We start from the raw sequence: 19,753 nt of genomic DNA on the forward strand, positions 1-19,753 counted from the left end.
CGAGGCACGGTCGGCAGCATGCGGGGCAAGACCGCCCACAGAGAGGGCCACCCCCATGCAGACCCCGACTCCCCTGGAGGAGCTGCTCGACCTGGCCGCGGACGCCCTGGGCCGCGACCGGCGCACGCTGCACGCCGCAGCCGCGGGTTCGCCGTTCGTCACGCTCGGGGGCGGACTGGGGCAGGCCATGCGGCTCCAGGGCCGCGCAGGTGAACGGCTCGGGCTCGCGCTCGACCTGTCCGGGCTGATGGGGCCCGCCCCGCTCGCCGACGTACTGGCGCGGGCCCTTCCCGTACCGCCGGCCCCCCGGCCGCTCCCGCTCCCGGAGCCGTCCGCGGCACAGGACCTCCTGCCCTCCCAGCTGGCCGCGCTCACCGCCCAGCCGTACACCGGCGCCGCGGCCGTCCACCGCATGCTCTCCGCCGAGTTGGCCGGCCCCCTCGACATGGCCGCGCTGCGTACGGCGCTGAGCGCACTCGGCGCCCGGCACGAGGGGCTGCGGACGGCCTTCGCCTCCTCGGCGCGCGGCCCCGTACGCCGCGTCCTCGACGACTGGACGGTGCCGCTGATGTCGACGCCGCAGGCGTACGAGGGCGAAGAGGCCGTCTCCGCGGTGCAGTCGAGGATCGCCGCGGACGTGGACCGCCTGGTGGGCCACCCCGGCCGGCCGCCGCTGGCCTTCGTCCTGACCCGGCTGGCCGCCGACCGGCACCTGCTGGCCTTCCTGTACCACGACGCCGTGGCCGACGCCTGGTCCGCGGCCCTGGTCTGGCGGGAGCTGCTCGCCGACTACGCCCGCGCGGTCCGCCGCCGTCCGCTGGACCTCGCGCCCGCACCCGGGCCCGACGCGGTCGCCGCCCGGGCCGCCGCACTGGACCGCTCGGGTGCGCTGCGCGCGCTGACGGCCGAACGGGTCGGGCGGCTGCGGGAGTTCCCCGAGGTGGTGGACCTGGCGGCGCCCGCGCGGCGGCCGGCCGTCTTCGACTTCCGGGGGGAGCGGCTGCTGTTCGGGCTCGACGCGCGGCTGCGCGACGCGGTCGACGCGACGGCCGCACGGGCCGGCGTACCGCACACCGCGGTGGTGCTCGGCGCCTGGGCGCTGGCCGTGGGCCGGCGCGCCGGGCGCGAGTGGCTGCTCGTGGGCGCCGAGATGCCGCGCCGCCCCACGGCGGCCCTGCTGCGCACGGTCGCACCGTGCACGGTGCGCGTGCCGGTCTGCTGCGAACTGGAGGGCGGCACCGACTACTTCCTGCGCGGCATCGCCTGCGCGTTCAGCGAGGGGCTGCGCTACGCCGACCTCGACCCGGCGGCGCTGGCGAGGGAGCTCGGAGTGCGCGGCGACCGGTCGCGGACCGCCCTGACCCAGGTGGCCTTCGCGGCCCACGACGAGCTGCTCCCGGCGCGCCTGGAGGCGGGGCCGCTCACGGCGCGCTTCCACCACGGGCACCTGGGCGGAGCCACCGCGGACGCGGAGCTGGCCGTACTGGGCTGGCGGGAGGAGCCGCTGCTGTCCCTGGAGTTCGCCTCCTCGGTGCTGACCCGCGCCGAGGCCGCGGGGCTGGCGCAGGAGGTGGCCGCGGCCCTGGAGGCCCTCGCGGCCGCCGGGCCCGCCGCCGCGGTCGAGGACCTGCTGCCCGCGCCGCTGGACCTGGTCCCCCTCGCACCGGTGCCCGTGTCGTAGGCCCGTACGACTCCCGTACGAGACCTGCGACGCCCGCAAGCCGACGGTCCCCCGCCGCACTCACCCACGCCACGCGGACGGGGGGCCGTCGTACGCCGGGGGTTCGCCTGACGCCGGGGGTTCGCCTGACGGCGCGGGTTCGCCTGACGGCGGGGAAGCCGGCTCATCCGGTGCGCGCGACCGGGAAGGTGCGCGCACCGGATGCCGGTGACCCCGGGCGGCGGGGGACGTCCGCCCGGGAGCAGGAGGACCGGTGCGGGACGCCGGCCGGGGCCGCCCCGCACCTGCCGGGTCAGGCCGCGAAGGAGGGGAGCTTCGCGGCGATCTCGTCCGGGCCGGGCAGCGAGGCGATCTCCGCGGCGATCTTGCGGGCCGCCTCCCGGTAGCCGTCGTCGCCGAGGATGCGGCGGGCGTACTCCGTCACGGCCTCGGCCTTGAGGTCGAAGACCACCTCGCCGGCGCCCGCGGCGTGCACGGCGCGGCCGTTGGCCGGGCCGTCGGCGCCCTGGGGCACGATGAGCTGCGGCAGCCCGGCCTCCAGCGTGGCCAGGGTGGTCCCGCTGCCGCCGTGCTGGACGACGAGGGCGGCACGCGCGAGCACCTGCGACTGGGGCAGCCACGGCGCGGCGACGACGTTCTCGGGCAGTTCGCCGAGATCCGCGATCTGCACCCGGAAGCCGGTGGCGACCAGGACCGGCAGGCCCAGCGGGGTGAGGCCGTCGATCACGGTGCGCAGGTTCTCGGCGGAGCCCAGGGCGGTGCCGAGGGTGAGGTACACGAACGGCTCGCCCGACCGGCCCAGCCCGCCGGGCAGTTCGCCCTCCTCCTTGAAGGAGACGGGGCGCTGCTCGATGCGCGGCAGACCCGAGGAGAGCAGGGCCGGGTCCTGGAGGGAGGGCGGGCAGATGTCGATGAGGGTGTTGCCGAGGGTGAAGGCCTGCCCGTCGGGCACGCGGACGCCGAGCTCGACGGCGGTGGCGAGCACCTCCTGCTGGAGGCGGGCCGCCTCGTGGTCCTGGGAGAGCACGCCGACGCCGTGCGCGACGGCGGGGATGCCGGCGAGCTGGGCGGCGAAGCCGGCCCCGGGGTTGAGCACCTCGTGGACGACCAGGTCGGGGCGCAGCCGTTCGAGGGCGGGGGCCAGGTCGGCGGCGACCCAGCGGGGCAGCACCGAGCCGAACACCTTGATGTGCAGGTCCGCGAGTACCTCGGCCGGGACGTCCTGGGCGCCCACCTCGCCGCCGTGCTGCTCAAGGAAGGCTTGACCGCCCGCTGCTTCGATGAACGCCTCGGGCACCGAGCGGCCTGCGGTCACCGGCTCGAAGCCGGCCTCGCGCAGGGTCTGGTGGAACTGCTCGCCCGTGGCGAACGCGACCTCGTGGCCGGCTGCTCGCGCGGCCCCTGCCAAGGGAAGCAAGGGGAAGATGTGCCCGAAATTGCCCACGCTGGCGAAGAGGATTCTCATGAGCCTCAGCGTAGGGGCGCCGCCGCCCCCTGTCTAGTGCCGCTAGGAAATCTAGCATCGACAATTCACCGGTCGAGCCGTCGTACGGGGCATCTCCAGGCGTCCTCCAGCCACAGCCGATCACCCTCCCCCATGGTCGTCGTGCGGCCGACTGCCCCTGGGCACGCAGGAGAAGGCGAAGGAGTCCACTGATGACCATCACCCAGTTGGTGCCCCCCGGCATCGCGACGAGCCTCGGACAGCGCTTCGCGCTGTCGGCCGAGACCCTGGACAGCCCTGTGACGCCCAATGCGGTCTTCCGGGAGTGGTTCGCGCAGCAGCGCCGCACCAACCGCTACGACGTGCAGCGCATCCCCTTCTCCGAGCTGGTCGGCTGGCACTTCCAGGACTCCACCGGGAACCTGGTGCACGAGAGCGGCCGGTTCTTCTCCGTCGAGGGCCTGCGGGTGCGCACGGAGTGGCAGGGGCGGGGCGCCTCCTGGTCGCAGCCGATCATCAACCAGCCCGAGATCGGCATCCTGGGCATCGTGGTCAAGGAGTTCGACGGGGTCCTGCACTTCCTGATGCAGGCGAAGATGGAACCCGGGAACATCGAGACGGTGGAGCTCTCCCCCACCGTGCAGGCCACCCGCAGCAACTACACCGGCGTGCACAAGGGCAACGCCGTCCACTACATCGAGTACTTCCGCCCGCCCCGGGTCAGCTCCAAGGTGCTCTACGACTCCCTCCAGTCGGAGCAGGGCTCCTGGTTCCTGCGCAAGCGCAACCGGAACATGGTGGTCGAGGCGATCGGCGACGTGCCGGAGCACGAGGACTTCGTCTGGCTGACCCTCGGCCAGATCCACCAGCTGCTGCAGCAGTCCAACCTCGTCAACATGGACGCCCGGACCGTGCTGTCGCTGATCCCCTCCTTCGCCGAGGACGGCCCCTCGCTGCACTCCACCGAGCACCTCCTGAACCGGCTCACCGAGATCAAGGCCATGCGGGAGCTGGTGCAGAGCACCATCCCGCTGTCCGACGTCGAGCAGTGGCAGCACACCGAGTACGAGATCGGGCACGAGAGCGGCCACCACTTCACCGTCATCGCGGCTTCGGTGTCGGCGGCGAACCGCGAGGTGACCAGCTGGACCCAGCCCTTGCTGGCCCCCGCCGAACAGGGGCTCGCGGCCTTCGTGGTCCGCCGGATCTGCGGGGTGCCCCACCTGCTGGCGCAGGCCCGGTCCGAGGCCGGCGTCCTGGACGTGGCCGAGCTCGGCCCCACCGTGCAGTGCCAGCCGGGCCGGGCCCTGACCCTGCCCGCGGCCCAGCAGCCGCGCTTCCTCGACCTGGTGCTGCGGGCGGGCCCGGGCCAGCTGCTGTACGACACGGTCCAGTCGGAGGAGGGAGGCCGCTTCCACCACGCCGGCAACCGCTATGCGCTCGTCGAGGTCGGGGAGGAGTTCCCGGTGGACGTGCCGGAGGAGTTCCTCTGGGTGACCCCGGGCCAGCTGACCGGCCTGCTGCGGCACAGCAACTACCTCAACATCGAGGCCAGGACCCTGCTGACCGGCCTCGGCGCGGTCTCGGCACTGAACGGGAGGTACGGACGGTGAGCGCCGCGGGAGCCAACGGAGCCGTACGGATCGGCGTACTGGGCTGCGCCGACATCGCCGAGCGGCGGATGCTGCCCTCGATGCTGCGCCAGCCCCTGGTGGAGGTGACGGCCGTCGCCAGCCGCCGGATCGAGCGGGCGCAGGACTTCGCCGCGAAGTTCGGCGGCGCCGCGGTGGCCGGCTACGAACGGCTGCTGGAGCGCGAGGACGTCGACGCGGTGTACATCCCGCTGCCGCCCGAACTGCACGTGGAATGGACCCTGCGGGCGCTGGCCGCCGGCAAGCACGTGCTGTGCGAGAAGCCGTTCGCCACCTCCCTGGCCGACGCGGAGAAGGCGGTGTCCTTCGCCCGCGAGAGCGGTCTGCTGCTGATGGAGAGCTTCATGTTCCTCCACCACTCGCAGCACGCCCGGGTGCGCGAGCTGGTCGCGGAGGGGCTGATCGGCGAGGTCCAGCTGTTCACCTCGGAGTTCGGGATCCCGCTGCGCCCGGGCGGGGAGCGCGCGAGCACCCTGCCGGAGGTGGCGGCGTACCCGATCCGCGCCGCCCGGCTCTTCCTCGGCGAGGGGCTGCGGGTGGCGGGCGCCCAGGTGCGCCCGGCGAGCCCGTACGGTCCGCAGCCCGCCGGCAGTGCGCTGCTGACGGCGCCCTCGGGGGTGGCGGCCCATCTCACGTACGGGGTGGAGCACGGCTACCGCAGCGGGTACGGCCTGTGGGGCAGTGAGGGGCGGCTGCGCCTGGAGCGCGCGTTCAGCACCCCCGACGAGTTCACGCCGGTGCTCCAGGTCGAGCGCGGCGGCGTCACCAGCGAGATCCCGCTCGCCCGGGACCACCACTTCACCAACATCGCGGGGGTGTTCGCCCGGGCGGTGCTGGAGGGGGAGGACTTCGCCCCGCACACCGAGGCGGTCCTCGCGCACGCCCGGCTCGTGGACGAGATCGAGCGCGCGGCGCAGGCCTGAGGGGCGGGACGCGCAACGGCCCGGCGGGTACGCGGTACCCGCCGGGCCGTGGTGCGGAGCGTGGGGGGAAGGGGCCGCTACTGGGCCTGGAGGGCGTAGAAGTCGGCGCCGAGCTGGTGGAACATCCCGGCCACGTCCAGCTGGTCCCAGTGCTCGGCGAGCAGGCCGTCCTCGACGCGCCAGATGTCGATGGACTGGAAGTTCAGCGTGCGCCCGGTGGCCGGTATGCCGAAGAAGGTGCCCTGGTGGGTGCCGGAGTACTCCAGGCGGGCGGCGATCCGGTCCCCGTCGACGATCACGTCGTGGGCGACGGCCTTGACGTCCGGGAAGGCGTCGAAGATCTGCTGGAAGAAGGCGCGGTTCGCCTCGATGCCGTCGTCGACGATGGGGTTGTGGTCGATGTGTCCGGCCGCGGTGTGCTCGCCGATGGTGCTCGCGTCATGACTGTTGATCATGTCAACGAAGAGCTGGACGAGTGCGCGGTGGTTCTCTGCCATGGGTGAGTGCCTCTCTGGGGGCTCGCATCACGGTGCTGATGTCGCTGGGCGGGCGCTGCCACCCCGAGGATCCGCACCCCCGGTCGAGCCCCCCTGGAAAACCCCCTGGGCCCGGTCCGCCCCCGACCCCGGCTCAAGTCGCCGCTCCTAGCGTCGGATGCCATGAAGGCACTCGTTCTCTCCGGTGGGGCCGGAACCCGCTTGCGCCCCCTCACCCACACGTCCGCCAAGCAGCTGGTGCCCGTCGCCAACAAGCCGGTGCTCTTCTACGGCCTGGAGGCCATCGCCGACGCCGGTATCACCGAGGTCGGCGTCGTCGTCGGCGACACCGCCGACGAGATCAGGCAGGCCGTCGGCGACGGCTCCAAGTTCGGCCTGCGGGTCACCTACATCCCGCAGGAGGCGCCGCTGGGCCTGGCGCACGCGGTGGTGATCGCCCGCGAGTTCCTCGGGGACGACGACTTCGTCATGTACCTCGGCGACAACTTCATCGTCGGCGGCATCCGCGAACTCGTCGACTCCTTCCGCGCCGAGCGGCCGGCGGCGCAGATCCTGCTCACCCAGGTCTCCGATCCCCGGGCGTTCGGCGTGGCCGAGCTCGGCGCCGACGGCCGGGTCGTGGGCCTGGAGGAGAAGCCGGAGGTACCCAAGAGCGATCTGGCCCTGGTGGGGGTCTACCTCTTCACCGGCGCCGTGCACGAGGCGGTGCGCGCCATCAAGCCGTCCTGGCGCGGCGAGCTGGAGATCACCCACGCCCTGCAGTGGCTGATCGACCGGCAGCACGACGTCCGCTCCACGACGATCTCGGGCTACTGGAAGGACACCGGGAACGTCACGGACATGCTGGAGGTCAACCGCTGCGTACTGGAGCTCGCCGAGCCCCGCAACCTCGGCGAGGTCGACGCGGAGAGCGAGATCATCGGCCGGGTGGTGATCGAGGAGGGCGCCTCGGTCACCGCCTCGCGCATCGTGGGCCCCGCCGTGATCGGCGCGGGCACCCGCGTCAGCGGCTCGTACATCGGCCCGTTCACCTCGATCTCCCGCGACTGCCGGATCACCGACAGCGAGATCGAGTTCTCCATCGTCCTGGACGGCTCCTCGCTCACCGGAACGAGCCGCGTGGAGGCCTCGATCATCGGACGCAACGTGGAGGTGACGCCCGCCCCGCGGGTGCCCGCCGCGCACCGGCTCGTACTCGGCGACCACAGCAAGGTGCAGATCTCCTCATGACGACCACACGCATCCTCGTCACCGGCGGCGCCGGCTTCATCGGCTCCCACTACGTCCGCACGCTGCTGGGCCCCGAGGGGCCGGGCGACGTCGAGGTCACGGTCCTCGACAAGCTGACCTACGCCGGCAACCCAGCCAACCTGGACCCGGTCCGCGGGCACGCGGGCTTCCGCTTCGTCCGGGGCGACATCTGCGACACCGCGCTCGTCGCCGGCCTGGTCGCCGAGCACGAGCAGATCGTGCACTTCGCCGCCGAGTCGCATGTGGACCGCTCCATCCTGGGCGCGGCCGAGTTCATCACCACCAACGTGCTGGGCACCCAGACCCTGCTCGACGCGGCGCTGCGCCGCCCCGGGGGCAGCGCCCGCTTCCTGCACGTCTCCACCGACGAGGTGTACGGCTCGGTGGCCGAGGGGTCCTGGCCCGAGACCGACCCGCTGCGGCCCAACTCCCCGTACGCGGCCTCCAAGGCGTCCTCCGACCTGGTGGCGCTGTCCTACCACCGCACCCACGGCCTGGACGTGCGGGTGACGCGCTGCTCGAACAACTACGGCCACCACCACTTCCCGGAGAAGGTCATCCCGCTGTTCGTGACCAACCTCCTCGACGGGCTGAACGTCCCGCTGTACGGGGACGGGCGCAACGTCCGCGACTGGCTGCACATCGACGACCACGTCCAGGGCATCGAGCTGGTCCGCGCGGGCGGCCGCCCGGGTGAGGTCTACAACATCGGCGGCGGCACCGAACTGACCAACCGGGAGCTGACCGCCCTGCTCCTGGACCTGGCCGGGGCCGGCTGGGACCGGGTGGAGCACGTGGCCGACCGGCTCGGCCACGACCTGCGCTACTCGGTGGACTGCACCAAGATCTCCACCGAGCTCGGCTACCGGCCGCGCAAGGACTTCGCCAAGGGCCTCGCGGAGACCTTCGAGTGGTACCGCGACAACCGGGCCTGGTGGGAGCCGCTCAAGCAGAGGGCCGCCCTGTGAGCAGATGGCTCGTCACCGGCGCGGAGAGCCTGCTCGGCCGGGATCTGTGCTCCGCGCTCGCCCGGACCGGCGTCGAGGCCGTCGCCCTTCCCGGCGCGGAACTCGACGTACGCGACCGGCGGGCGGTGCGCGCGGCGATCGCCGCGCACCGGCCGCTGGTGGTGGTCAACGCGGCGGCCTTCACCGACCTCGACGCGGCGGAGAGCCACGAGACGCAGGCGCGGCACGTCAACGGTGCGGCGCCGCTGTACCTGGCGAACGCCTGCGGGGAGTTCGGGGTGCTGCTGCTGCACGTGTCCACGGACCACGTGTTCTCCGGCGATGCCCGCACGCCCTACGCGGAGGACGCCTGGCCCGCGCCCCGGACGGCGTACGGCAGGACCAGGCTGGAGGGCGAGCGGGCGGTGCTGCGACTGCTGCCGTGGACCGGCTACGTGGTGCGCACCGCCTGGCTGTACGGGGAGGGCGGCGACAACTTCGTGCGCCGCCTGATCCGGCTGGAGCGGGAACGGGAGTTCGTCGAGGTCACCGACGACCGGCGCGGGCAGCCCACCTGGTGCGCCGATGCGGCCGACCGGATCACGGCGCTGGGGCAGGCCGCGCTGCGCGGGGCGGCGCCCGGCATCTACCACGCGACGAGCGGCGGCGAGTGCAGCAGGCTGGAGCTGGCGCGCGAGGTGTTCCGGCTGCTGGGCGCGGATCCGCGGCGGGTCCGGCCGGCGGCCGGCGCCTCCCGGTCGGCGGCGCGGGGCCCGGCGTACGGGGCGCTGGGCCACGACCGGTGGGAGGCGGCGGGCATCGCACCCATCCGCGACTGGCGCGAGGCGCTGCGGGCGGCGATGCCGGCGCTGCGGGCGGCGGAGCGGCCGGAGCCGGCCAGGGTGTGAGGCGGGGCGCTCCGGCCGGCCGGGGCGGGTGGGCGCGGGAAGGCGGCCGCGGCGGGCGAGGGGGGATGTCGCCCGCCGCGGCCGGTCCGGTGGGAGGGCCGGCCGGATCAGTGGGTGATGGCCAGGCTGAACGGCACGAACCCGTGGGCGCGGACGAACGGCCCGAGCATCAGGTAGTTCCATTCCAGGGCGCGCGCGTTGTAGAGCCCGCCGAGGTCGAGGATCCACTCCTTCGGCCAGCCGAGCCCGTCGAGCAGCGCGGCCGCGGCCGCCTTGGCCCGGGCGTCGTCCCCGGCCAGGAAGGCGGTGGGCGGCGAGGACAGGATCCGCGGGTCCACCATCACCGCGGAGTCCATCGTGTTGAGGGACTTGACCACCGCGGTGTGCGGAAGCACCCGCTGGATCTCCTCCGCGAGGCTGCTGTCCGGGTAGAGGGGCGCGACGGGGAAGCCCTCGGGGCCGCGCACGGCCGAGTTGGCCACGTCCACCAGGACCCGCCCGCGCAACTGCGGCTCCAGGGCGCTCAGCAGTTCGACGGAGGCCTCGCCCGGGGTGGCGTTGAAGACCACGTCGGCGGCCCCGGCAGCCTCCGCACGGCCGGTGAAGCGGACCCCGGCGGCGGTCAGGGCGCCGGCGTCCGCGGCGCGGCGGCCCGGGTCGCCCGATCCGATGAGCACCGTGTGCCCCGCGCGGGCCAGGCCCGCGGCGAGGGTGGAGCCGACGCTGCCGGATCCCAGGACGGCGACGGCGCTCATGCGGTGCGGCCCCCGCCGTAGGAGGCGACCGCCTGCTGGTAGGTGGGCAGCAGGCCGAGGGCGACGGCCTCGTCCAGGGTGGGGGCGGCCGCGTCCTTCTCGGAGCGGATCAGCGGCTCGGAAGTGTTCCACGGGATGCCGAGGGCCGGGTCGAGCGCCTGGATGTCCACCATGGTGCCGGGCACGTACTCCTCGGAGCAGAGGTAGTTCATGCAGGTGTCCTCGGTGAGCGCGAGGAAGGCGTGGCCGAGGCCGTCCGCCAGGTAGACGCCGATGCCCGAGTCCGCCTCCTGCAGCGTGGTGTCGAACATGCCGAAGGTCGGGGAGCCGACCCTCAGGTCCACCACCACGTCGAGGGCCGCGCCGCGCACGCAGGTCACCAGTTTGGCCTGGCCCGGCGGCAGGGTGGTGCCGTGGATGCCGCGCAGGGTGTTGCGCCGGGACACCGAGAAGTTGACCTGCTTGACGGTGAACGGCTGGCCGCTGAGCTCGGTGAGCTCACCGATCCGCCAGGCCTCGTAGAACAGGCCCCGGTTGTCCGACAGCTGCGATGGCGTGATCCGGAAGGCGTCGCGGATCTTCATCTCCTCGATTGCCATGCTTCCTCGGTTCCTTGTCGTCGTGAAGGCCGGATTCGATTCTGTGGCGACCTTCTCCTGACCCGCTCGGGTGCGGCTGGAGCCCGTACGCCGATGGCCCCCGCGGCTGCGGGGGCCATCGGCGTACGGGAGGGGCGGGGTGCTCAGCGCACCGGCGCCGGGGCGGGCTGGTCGGCCACGGGAGCCGGCGCGGCCGGTGCGGCCGCCGCGGCGGGCGCGGACGCGGCCACCGCGTGGATCCCCTTCCTGCGGCCGGGGGCGATCAGCATGGAGAGCGTCGCGGCGGCGACCGCCGCGGCGCCGACCCACATCGCGGGCACGAGGCCGTCGACGAAGTTCTGCGGCGAGGCGTATCCGCCGTTGGCGCTGAAGATGGACGCCAGCAGGGCCACGCCGAGGGCCGCTCCGACCTCGCGGGTGGCGGCGGTGACGCCGGAGGCGATGCCCTGCTCGTGCTCGGCGACGGAGCCCATCGTCAGGTTCATCAGCGGTGCGTAGAACAGCGCCATGCCGGCGCCGCAGATCATCAGGGAGGGCAGCTGGGCGACGTAGGAGGTGTCCGGTTCGAGGATCACGGCCCACCAGACCATGCCGGCCGTCATCATCGCGAGGCCCAGGGTGACCACCGGCTTGCCGCCGATCTTGTCGGAGACCATGCCGCCGAGGGGGGCCACGACCATCGGCATGGCCGTCCAGGCCAGCAGCCGGACGCCGGCCTCCATCGCCGAGTAGCCCTGGATGTTCTGCAGGAACTGCGTCATCAGGAAGATCGCGCCGAACATGCCGACCGACATCAGGGTGCCGGACAGGTTGATCGCGGTGAACGCCTTGATCTTGAACATGCCCATCGGCACCATCGGGTGCTCGGTCTTGGTCTCCCAGACCACGAACAGGACCATGACGACGGCGCCGCCGATCAGCGAGCCGAGGACCCCCGCGGAGGTCCAGCCGTCGCCGTGGCCCTTGATCAGGCCGAGGACGATGCCGAAGAGTCCGACGCTGGCGAGGACGGTGCCCACGGCGTCCAGACGGGCCCCGGCGATGCGGCTCTCGGTGAGCTTGCGCCAGGAGACGGGGGCCAGGGCCAGGCCGATCGGCACGTTCAGCCAGAAGATCCACTGCCAGGACAGGTGCTCGACGATGGCTCCGCCGACGAGCGGGCCGGCGGCGATCGAGAGTCCGTTGACGGCGCCCCAGATGCCGAGGGCCGTACCGCGCTTCTCCGCGGGGACGGCGGCGGTCAGCAGCGTCACCGAGAGCGGCATGATGAGCGCCGCGCCGGCGCCCTGGACGGCCCGGGCCGCGATGAGCTCGTTGATGCCGGGCGCCAGCGCCCCGGCGGCCGAGGAGAGGGTGAACAGCAGCAGGCCGAGGACGAAGACCTTGCGCCGGCCGAAGCGGTCACCGAGGGCGGCACCGAACATCATCAGCACGGCGAAGGACAGGGTGTAGGCGTTGACCGTCCATTCGAGGTCGGCCAGGCTGCCGCCGAGTTTGTCCTTGATCGTCGGCAGCGCCGTGATGATCACAAGGTTGTCCAGCCCCGCCATGAAGGAGGCGACGCTGGTGGTGAGGATGGCCCATAAGACCACCCCCTTCTTTCCACCGCCCGTGGCTGGGGGGTTGACGGAGCTCATCCGAGCATCCTTTCTGGAGGCTTGTCAGTACGAGATGCTCATCGCCGAGACATGTCTGACTTGCGGTGACCGCCGCGGGCACACAACGTGCCGGGCGCTCACGACGCTACGGAACGAGACTCAAGTCCCCCTTGAACCGGACTCGGGGCGTCCCGGCCGGCCGGCGCGGCGGGGCTCCGTACCGGTGCCGGTACGGAGCCCCGCGGCTGCGCAAAGGAGGAGGGGTCAGGCGAGCTGGCGCTGGAAGGTGGCGAAGTCGAAGAACAGCGTCTCGTCGACCAGCACGTCGCCGTCGAAGTGGAAGAAGACCGCGACCGGGGCGTCGATCGACTTGCCGCGGTTGGGGATGCCCCGGTAGTCCGCCTCCTGCTTGCCGCGGGCCTGAGCCTCCAGGATCACCGCGGTCGGTGTGTGGTGGACGTGGTGCAGCTCGTGCTCCATGTTGGGGAAGGCGGCCTGGAGCTCGGCGAAGTAGCCCTTCTTGATGGCGTCCGCGCCGACGAAGGGGCTGTCCTCGAAGGCCTGGATGCGGTAGACGGGGCCGCGCGGGAAGGTGGCGAACACGCCGTCCAGGTCCCAGGCGATCTCGGCGACGGTGTGCTCCAGGACCACCGCCTCGCGCCTCTTGCGCAGCTCGGCGTCGGGTGCCGGGAGGTCCGCTCCGGGCAGGATGAACTCGTTCTCCATGGCCATGACCATTCCTCCACGCATTCGACCGTCTTCGGTTGCGGCCGACGCTAGGGCGCGCACCTCGTCGCACCCTCGCGCGGCGCTCGAACACACGCAGAGGGGGGTCGGATCAGGCGGTGGACTGGAGCCGCGCCTGCGGCCGCGCCTGCGCCGGCGGCTGCGGCGGCTTGTACGTGGGCCGGTACCCGCAGGCCAGGCCGACCGGCGCGAGCACGGTGCACAGGGCCATGTCGAGGGCGAAGGGGCGGCCCGTCACGACGCGGTACTCGTCGCGGAAGGCGAGGGCGAGCAGCGGCATCTGCAGGCGGGGGGTCCCGTCGGGCTTCAGCCGGCCCTCGTTGGTCAGCCCCCACAGGGTCTCGAAGACCTTCTCGGTCTGGTAGGCGGGAGTGGTCCGCCACACCATGCGGGTCCGCTCCGGGCCCGGGTTCCACATGGAGTGGGCGGCGCCCGGCGGGATGTAGAACTCGTCGCCCGCCTTGTACTTGTGCACGACGCCGTCGAGCTGGAGGTGGATCTCGCCGCTCTCCAGCCGCATGCTCTCGGTCTGCCGGGGGTGGTAGTGGACGGGCGGTTTGACGGCGGCGGCCGCGTAGTCGACCTCCACCTCGACGTAGGCGCCGTTCGTCTCCGCCGCGGTGGTCAGGAAGGTCAGGCGGTCGTTTCCGAGGTGCAGGATGTCTCCGGGACGTGCCATCGGATGACTCTCCGTTCGGTACGGGGTGGTCGGGCGGGCGGTGGCAGGGGGTGGTCGCTCAGGCGGTACGGGTCCGGGCGGCCGCGGCGGCGCTCCGGCGCCCGGGAAGCCCGAGGAAGGCGTTGAGCACGTTGAGGACGGCGATGCCCGCGGCGATCCAGAAGCCGAGGTGCAGTCCGTCCAGCCAGGCGAGCGCGGGGGCGGTGCCGGCTTCGAGCGCGCCGGTGGTGCGGGACAGGGCGCTGGTGGCGACCGTGGCCACCCCGAGCGAGGCGCCGACCTGGAAGGCGGAGACCAGGACGCCCGAGGCGATGCCCTGCTGTTCCTGCGGGATGTCGGAGACCCCGTGGACGTTGACCGGGATGCCGCAGCACTGCATGGACGCCCCCAGGATCAGCAGGGCGGGCAGCAGGTCCAGCAGGTAGTTGCCGTGGGCCGGGGCCTGGCTGAGCAGGACCAGGCCGAGGACGGTGCCCAGCGCTCCGGCGAGGTACACCGGCCGGGGCCCGTACTTGTGCATGACGCCGGTCGCCGGCGCCGTGATCAGGATCGCCATGATCCCGAGCGGCAGGAAGGCGAAGCCCGACTTGAGGGTGGAGTAGCCGAGGGTCCGCTGGAGGTAGTAGCTGGACAGGAAGAGCACGGAGGCCTGGACGGCACTGGTCAGGACCCGGCCGAGGCCCGCCGTGGCGAGCGAGCGGGTGGCGAACAGCTTGAGCGGCATCAGCGGGTCGGCGACGCGCCGCTCGACGAGGACGAAGGCGCCGAGCAGGGCCAGCGCCGCGGCGGCGGGGGCCAGCACGTGGGCGGGCGAACTCCAGCCGTGGTCCTGGATGCTGACGACCGCGTACACGAGGGCCGCCAGACCGCCGGTGACCGTGACGGCTCCGAGCAGGTCGGGGCGTCCGCTGCCGCGGGCCTCGGTCCGCCCCGAGCCCAGGACCAGGACCCCGGCTACCGCGACTGCCCCGATGGGGAGGTTGACGTAGAAGATCCACCGCCAGTCGAGGCTGTCGGTGATCAGGCCGCCGACGATGACGCCGAGCGTGGCGCCGAGACCGGCGAGCGCGGCCCAGATGGCGAGGGCGGTGGTGCGCTCCTTGCCGCTCGGGAAGATGGTGGTGACCAGGGACATGGCGGCGGGCGACAGGAACGCCGCCCCGCAGCCCTGGAGGGCGCGGGCGGCGATCAGCAGGCCCGTGCCGTCGGCGAGGCCGCACAGCAGGGAGGCGGCCGTGAACAGCACGGCGCCCACGATGAAGGTCCGCCGCCGGCCCCAGCGGTCGGCCGTGCGCCCGCCCAGCAGCATGAGGCCGCCGAAACACAGGACGTAGGAGGTCAGTACCCATTCGATGCCGGTGGCGCCGGCGCCCAGGTCCGACTGGATGGCGGGCAGCGCCAGGTTCACCACGGTGGTGTCCAGGAGCACCATGAACTGTGCGAGCGCGACGAAGACGAGCAGGCGCCAGCGCCTGGGGTCGGGCGGTGGAGCGGCGTGGCCGGCAGCGCTGTCCTTGTCTGCGGATGCCTGCTCGCCGCCGGGGCGGGCCGCGCGCTTTTCGGTGTCCATGGTGTCCCCTCGGGTGTGGCCCCGGTCCCCGACCCGGCACCGGTTGGATGCCGGGGCGGGCACGGGCCGGTCAGGCGGCGGGTGCCTCGATGTAGCTGAGGGCGTTGTAGATCGTGCGGTCGGGGTCCGTGATGGCGCGGCGGCCGTGCATGACCCGGGTGTTGTCGATGACGGCGGCGTCGCCGTCCTGCCAGTCGAGGTTCTCGGTCAGCCGGGCGGTGACCTCCTCGACCTCGGCCAGCAGCTCCGGCGGGAACGCGGTGCCGTCGGCGAAGGTGATGGTGGGCTTCTCGTAGTTGAAGGAGGGGCCCAGGATGGAGTTGGCGAAGGAGAGCCGCTCGCCGAAGACGGTGGTGCCGGCGGCGGGGGTGCGGAAGGAGTAGCGGACGCCGCCGTCCTCCTGGGGGACTATCTCCGTGCCGTCCAGCCGGGAGGCGAGCGCGAGGAGTTCCTCGACCTTGATCTCCTCGGCGGGCTTGGTCTTGCCCAGCAGGTGGTGGGCCATGGCGCGCCACTGCGCCTCGGAGACGTAGCGGCTGTAGACGATGTCCTGGGCGGCGAAGGCCTCGCGGGCCGCGGGGCTGAAGGCGTCCCAGACCCGGTAGCCGTCGCAGACGGTGGTCTGGGAGCCGGAGGAGGCCGCCTTCTCGCAGAAGAACCAGGCGACGTGGGCCCGGAAGGGGCTGTTGCCGTTCTCCGTGTGCAGGCCGACCTCGTCGAAGCCCGCGTCGACCTTCTGGGCGACCTCGGAGTAGAAGTCGCGGGCGGGGTCGAGGGTGGTGGAGGTGGAGGTGTTCTGGACCAGCGCGGTGAAGGAGTCCATGTCCGAGTCGAAGCCGCGCAGCAGCAGGAATCCGGCCTCGGCGAGGAGGTCGCGCAGGACCTTGGGCTCCACGTCCGCGAGGCTGCCGCCCTCGACGGGCTCCACCAGCAGCCCGCTACCGGTGCCGTAGGCGGTGGTCTTCACAGCGGTGCTCATGCTCTCTCCTTGGTCGTGGCGGGCTCGGCGCCTTCGCCGGCCCGGTGCTCTCGCAGCACGTGGGACCGGATGACGTCACGGCGCGGACGGCCGGTGACGGTGAAGCAGGTGGCGTATGCGGGGTCGTCCTCGGACATCAGGTGCACCACGGCGGCGCGCTCGATGCCGGAGAGGCGTTCGCGGCCGAACTCCTCGATACGGCGCCGCGCGGGGCCGTGTTCGAGGCCGGACTCGATGACGAACAGGCCGTGGACCTGCTCCAGCCCGTCGGCGACGATGGCCGCCTCGCGGATGAAGCCGATCTCCCGGTAGCGGGCCTCGACCCACTCGGGCGACACGTTGCGGCCGCTCGCGGTGATCACCATGGACTTCTTGCGGCCGGTGATGCGCAAGTAGCCGTCCTCGTCGATCTCGGCGAGGTCGCCGGTGTGCAGGCGGCCCTGCTCGTCGACGACGACGCTGGAGGGGTCCTCGCGGGTGTACCCGGCGAACAGCGAGGTGGAGCGGATGAGCAGCTCCCCGTCCTCGGCGAGTTCGGCCTGGACGTGGTCCAGGGGGCGGCCCACGGTGCCGAAGCGGACCTCGCCGGGGAAGTTCCAGGAGACCACCGAGGAGTTCTCGCTCAGCCCGTAGCCCTCGTGCACGGTGAGCCCGTACGCGTCCAGGCGCTGGAGGATCTCGGCCGGGACGGGCGCTCCGCCGCAGGCGATGAAGACCCCGGCCTCGTGCCCGAAGATGCGCGTGCGCCGCTGCGCCACGCTCTCCTCGGGGTGCTGGTCGCACAGCGCGAGGAAGAGGCCGGCGACGGTGGGCGGGACGACCAGGGCGGTGGGGCGGGCCTGGCGCAGCAGGGCGAGCATCCGGGGGGCGGCGTCGGCGGCGGTGCCGACCAGCGCGGTGCCGGGGGGCAGGAAGGAGACCGAACCGCCTGCCAGGAAGGGCATGTAGAGGCCGGCGACCTGCTCGATGAGCAGGCTGAGCGGGACGATGGAGAGGTAGCGCTCGAAGACGGCGGGCTCGGTGCGCGCGCGCAGCGAGGTCAGCAGCGCGTCCAGGCCGTGGCGGCGGATCTGCACGCCCTTGGGGGCGGAGGTGGTGCCGGAGGTGTGGATGACCTTGACGACGGCGTCCTCGGCGGGCACCTCGGGCCGCGGCGCGCCGTCGCCCGCCTGGGCGAGCAGCCCCCGTACGTCGATCGGGACCACGGGGCAGTCGGCCCGCAGGACGCCCCGCTCGGTGTCCTTGGCCCAGCGCTCCAGGGCGCGGGTGCCTCCCTCGTCGACCAGGCAGATGTCGGCCGCATCGAGGAGCGAGGCGGCCTGGTCGGCGGCGAAGGCCGTGGGGACGGGCACCTCGACGGCGGCGGAGAACAGGGCGGCGAGGTCGGCGACGACCCACTCGGGCGAGTTCTCGGCGAGGAGTCCGACGCGGGCCGGACGGCCGTGGTCGGCGGCCCACTTCTGCATCTGTCCGGCGAGGACGAGCGCCGCGCCGATGATGTCGCGGTAGCGCCAGGTGGCGCCGGCGGCTCCGTCGGCGGAGAGCACCCGCACCATCACGGCGTCGCTGTCGGCCTGGGCCAGCAGGCCCTCGGCGAGGGAGAGGACGGCGGTCTCAGGCGGCACGGGTCAGCACCTTCTCCGGACGGCTGCTCAGCAGCCTCATGTCGACGGACTCGAAGCAGTAGCGGCCGATCGCCGCGAAGAGCAGGGTGCTCTGGTCGACGGCCTTGGCGTAGCCGACCATCGGCCGGGTGTCGTAGTAGGAGCCCCAGGAGGCGGCCTCCTCGGGGGCGAGCCGGTCGGGCGAGGCGTCCGCGAGGGGGTGGAAGACGCAGCCGAGGCGCTCCATGAGGGCGGCGAGGCGGCCGGTCATCGTCATGACCGCGTAGGGCCGGCCGAGGCAGGCCATGACGAGGGGGATCGACTTGATGATCTCGGCGCCCGCGGAGGCCCGGACGGAGGCGATGTTGCCTATCTGGAGGACCTGGGAGCGCTGGACGTCCTCTCCCACGGCGCCGGCGATGACCTGTTCGACCGGCGCGTCGAGGTAGCACTCCAGCAGGATGCTGTCGACGCCCTCGGGGAAGGACAGGCCCGCACAGGCGAGGACTTCCTCCCTGCCGTCCTCGTTCTTCTCGAAGAACGCGAGGAAGCCGTCGGGGTCGGGGGAGATGTCGGCCTGGTACTGCTTGGCGAACACCTCCCGTGCCATGTCCGCAGCGACCTGCCAGTCCGGTGTACCGCGCTGCGAAAGCGTGATTCTCATGTGCTGCGCCGCCTTAGAGGATGGAGTGGGAGCGGAGGGAAGTGCTCACCGCCCCAGCAGGGCGGCGGAACGCCTGGCCGCCGGCTGTGTGCTGACGGCGAGTTCCGCGGCCCGCAGGGCGCTGTTGACGGAGGTTTCGGCGAGGATGCCGGGAGCGGCCACGGCGTCGCCGATCAGGTAGACGCCGTCGCCCCGGTCGATGGCGGGGCGGTCGCGCCAGCTGAGGCCGGGCAGGTCGAGGGCTCCGGTGCGGCCGCGGGAGACTCCGTCGCGGCGCCACAGGGTGCGGTCCTGCCAGCCCGGTGTGGTGAGGTCGAACAGCTTCTCCAGGCGGCTGATCGCCTCGGCCTTGGACTCGCCCGGCCGCAGGGGCATCGCACCCTGGAAGAGTGCCTGGCCCTTGGGGGCGAGCGAGGGATCGTGGTCGGAGTACTGCGAGGTGAAGCCGCCCTCGTCCATGTCGAAGGAGACGTTGCCGTCCTTCTTGGAGCGGGTCACGGCCAGGTCGACGAGGGCTGCGGTGCCGCTGGGCCAGTCCAGCGAGCTGTCCCCGAGCAGGCTGCGGGCGGAGGCCAGCGAGGTGGCGACGATCACCGGTCCGTCGGTGGGCAGTTCGGTGATGCGCGAGCCGGTTTCGATGACGACGCCGTGCCGCCTGGCCACGCGTTCCATGCGCTCGATGACGGTTCCCCAGCCGCCGATGAAGTAGCGGCTCGGCAGCGGGAAGCGGGGGGTGCCCACGCGCAGCAGCCGCTCCCAGACGAAGGCGGCGGACAGCCGGCCGGGGTCCCCGTCGAAGAGGATCGGGCCGAGGAAGCCGAGGGCCTCGTTGACGGTCTGCTGGGCGAAGCGCTCGCTCGCCCAGTCCTGGAAGGAGCGGTCGACGGGGACCTCGATGTCCCGGTGCATCCAGGTCATCTTCATGTAGCCGCCGGGCAGCGTCATGCGCAGCTTGCCCTGGTGGCGGAAGCGCATCCGCGTCCACTCGTGGAAGGACAGCCGTACGTAGCGTCCGGCGAGCCCTCGGTTGAGCAGCCACTGCCAGACGGGGCCGTTGTCCATGATGGTGTGCGGGCCGTCGTTGGTGATGTAGGGCCCGGACGCGGAGCGGGCGCGGCCGCCCAGGTGCGAGTGGGCCTCGTGGACGGTGATGCGGGTGGCGCCCTTCTCGGCGGCTGCGATCGCCGCGGCCAGGCCGGCCAGTCCACCGCCGATGATCGTGATGTTCGCCGTGGTCATGCACTCACTCACCTTC

At 72.7% G+C, this 19,753-nt stretch carries 18 protein-coding genes; 6 read left to right on the forward strand and 12 right to left on the reverse strand.

Annotation, left to right across the window (positions count from 1 at the left end):
• The first annotated feature begins 55 nt into the window (after positions 1-55).
• Positions 56-1,681 (forward strand): condensation domain-containing protein, encoded by a 1,626-nt coding sequence (locus AB0B01_RS11935; protein WP_361716166.1) that lies wholly within the window; start codon positions 56-58, stop codon positions 1,679-1,681.
• A gap of 292 nt (positions 1,682-1,973) precedes the next feature.
• Here AB0B01_RS11935 and AB0B01_RS11940 read toward each other — a convergent pair whose 3' ends face one another.
• Positions 1,974-3,146, reverse strand: coding sequence for a nucleotide disphospho-sugar-binding domain-containing protein (locus AB0B01_RS11940; RefSeq protein WP_361716169.1), 1,173 nt, complete (start codon positions 3,144-3,146; stop codon positions 1,974-1,976).
• 191 nt (positions 3,147-3,337) lie between these two features.
• On the opposite strand from AB0B01_RS11940, the gene AB0B01_RS11945 reads away from it, so the two are divergent.
• Both AB0B01_RS11945 and AB0B01_RS11950 read left to right on the forward strand, forming a co-directional pair.
• Positions 3,338-4,738 (forward strand): NDP-hexose 2,3-dehydratase family protein, encoded by a 1,401-nt coding sequence (locus AB0B01_RS11945; RefSeq protein ID WP_361716172.1) that lies wholly within the window; start codon positions 3,338-3,340, stop codon positions 4,736-4,738.
• Positions 4,735-5,700: a Gfo/Idh/MocA family oxidoreductase gene (locus AB0B01_RS11950; protein ID WP_361716175.1), complete on the forward strand. Its 966-nt coding sequence runs from the start codon at positions 4,735-4,737 to the stop codon at positions 5,698-5,700. Before AB0B01_RS11945 ends, AB0B01_RS11950 begins: the two co-directional genes overlap by 4 nt.
• A 77-nt stretch (positions 5,701-5,777) precedes the next feature.
• Here the strand turns inward: AB0B01_RS11950 and AB0B01_RS11955 are convergent, their stop codons facing one another.
• On the reverse strand, positions 5,778-6,197 hold the full coding sequence (locus AB0B01_RS11955; RefSeq protein ID WP_361716178.1) for an ester cyclase: 420 nt from the start codon (positions 6,195-6,197) through the stop codon (positions 5,778-5,780).
• A 162-nt stretch (positions 6,198-6,359) separates the two neighbouring features.
• Here AB0B01_RS11955 and AB0B01_RS11960 point away from each other — a divergent pair, with 162 nt between their 5' ends.
• The 3 genes from AB0B01_RS11960 to rfbD are packed head-to-tail and all read left to right on the forward strand — an operon-like array spanning position 6,360 to position 9,303.
• Positions 6,360-7,427: a glucose-1-phosphate thymidylyltransferase gene (locus AB0B01_RS11960; protein ID WP_361716181.1), complete on the forward strand. Its 1,068-nt coding sequence runs from the start codon at positions 6,360-6,362 to the stop codon at positions 7,425-7,427.
• Positions 7,424-8,416 (forward strand): dTDP-glucose 4,6-dehydratase, encoded by a 993-nt coding sequence (rfbB, locus tag AB0B01_RS11965; protein ID WP_361716184.1) that lies wholly within the window; start codon positions 7,424-7,426, stop codon positions 8,414-8,416. The genes AB0B01_RS11960 and rfbB overlap by 4 nt, the downstream gene beginning before the upstream one ends.
• Positions 8,413-9,303, forward strand: a complete 891-nt coding sequence (gene rfbD / locus AB0B01_RS11970; protein ID WP_361716187.1) for a dTDP-4-dehydrorhamnose reductase — start codon at positions 8,413-8,415, stop codon at positions 9,301-9,303. The genes rfbB and rfbD overlap by 4 nt, the downstream gene beginning before the upstream one ends.
• Positions 9,304-9,410: 107 nt before the next feature.
• Here rfbD and AB0B01_RS11975 read toward each other — a convergent pair whose 3' ends face one another.
• The 10 genes from AB0B01_RS11975 to AB0B01_RS12020 all read right to left on the reverse strand — a co-directional run bounded on the left by AB0B01_RS11975 (position 9,411) and on the right by AB0B01_RS12020 (position 19,737).
• Positions 9,411-10,058 carry an NAD(P)-binding domain-containing protein gene (locus AB0B01_RS11975; RefSeq protein WP_361716190.1) on the reverse strand — a complete coding sequence of 216 codons (648 nt, stop codon included), beginning with the start codon at positions 10,056-10,058 and terminating at the stop codon, positions 9,411-9,413.
• Complete coding sequence (gene rfbC / locus AB0B01_RS11980) at positions 10,055-10,657, reverse strand: dTDP-4-dehydrorhamnose 3,5-epimerase (RefSeq protein ID WP_361716193.1); 603 nt, start codon at positions 10,655-10,657, stop codon at positions 10,055-10,057. The genes AB0B01_RS11975 and rfbC overlap by 4 nt, the downstream gene beginning before the upstream one ends.
• Positions 10,658-10,800: 143 nt before the next feature.
• Positions 10,801-12,294: a DHA2 family efflux MFS transporter permease subunit gene (locus AB0B01_RS11985; RefSeq protein WP_361716196.1), complete on the reverse strand. Its 1,494-nt coding sequence runs from the start codon at positions 12,292-12,294 to the stop codon at positions 10,801-10,803.
• Between the two features lie 225 nt (positions 12,295-12,519).
• Positions 12,520-12,987 (reverse strand): nuclear transport factor 2 family protein, encoded by a 468-nt coding sequence (locus AB0B01_RS11990; RefSeq protein ID WP_356846248.1) that lies wholly within the window; start codon positions 12,985-12,987, stop codon positions 12,520-12,522.
• A 106-nt stretch (positions 12,988-13,093) separates the two neighbouring features.
• On the reverse strand, positions 13,094-13,681 hold the full coding sequence (locus AB0B01_RS11995) for a cupin domain-containing protein (RefSeq protein ID WP_361716199.1): 588 nt from the start codon (positions 13,679-13,681) through the stop codon (positions 13,094-13,096).
• Between the two features lie 58 nt (positions 13,682-13,739).
• Positions 13,740-15,251: an MFS transporter gene (locus tag AB0B01_RS12000; RefSeq protein ID WP_361716202.1), complete on the reverse strand. Its 1,512-nt coding sequence runs from the start codon at positions 15,249-15,251 to the stop codon at positions 13,740-13,742.
• A gap of 70 nt (positions 15,252-15,321) precedes the next feature.
• The gene (locus AB0B01_RS12005; RefSeq protein WP_361716205.1) at positions 15,322-16,230 is read right to left on the reverse strand and encodes a TauD/TfdA family dioxygenase; all 909 of its coding nucleotides are present in this window, start codon (positions 16,228-16,230) and stop codon (positions 15,322-15,324) included.
• Positions 16,227-17,855 carry an AMP-binding protein gene (locus tag AB0B01_RS12010; RefSeq protein WP_361716208.1) on the reverse strand — a complete coding sequence of 543 codons (1,629 nt, stop codon included), beginning with the start codon at positions 17,853-17,855 and terminating at the stop codon, positions 16,227-16,229. Before AB0B01_RS12010 ends, AB0B01_RS12005 begins: the two co-directional genes overlap by 4 nt.
• Entirely contained in the window at positions 17,845-18,498 is a 654-nt protein-coding gene (locus tag AB0B01_RS12015; RefSeq protein WP_361716211.1) for a thermostable hemolysin, read from the reverse strand. The genes AB0B01_RS12010 and AB0B01_RS12015 overlap by 11 nt, the downstream gene beginning before the upstream one ends.
• Before the next feature lie 45 nt (positions 18,499-18,543).
• Positions 18,544-19,737, reverse strand: a complete 1,194-nt coding sequence (locus AB0B01_RS12020; RefSeq protein ID WP_361716214.1) for an FAD-dependent oxidoreductase — start codon at positions 19,735-19,737, stop codon at positions 18,544-18,546.
• Between the last annotated feature and the right edge of the window lie 16 nt (positions 19,738-19,753).

It is taken from the genome of Streptomyces sp. NPDC044571, assembly GCF_040647115.1.
Taxonomy (GTDB): Bacteria; Actinomycetota; Actinomycetes; order Streptomycetales; family Streptomycetaceae; genus Streptomyces.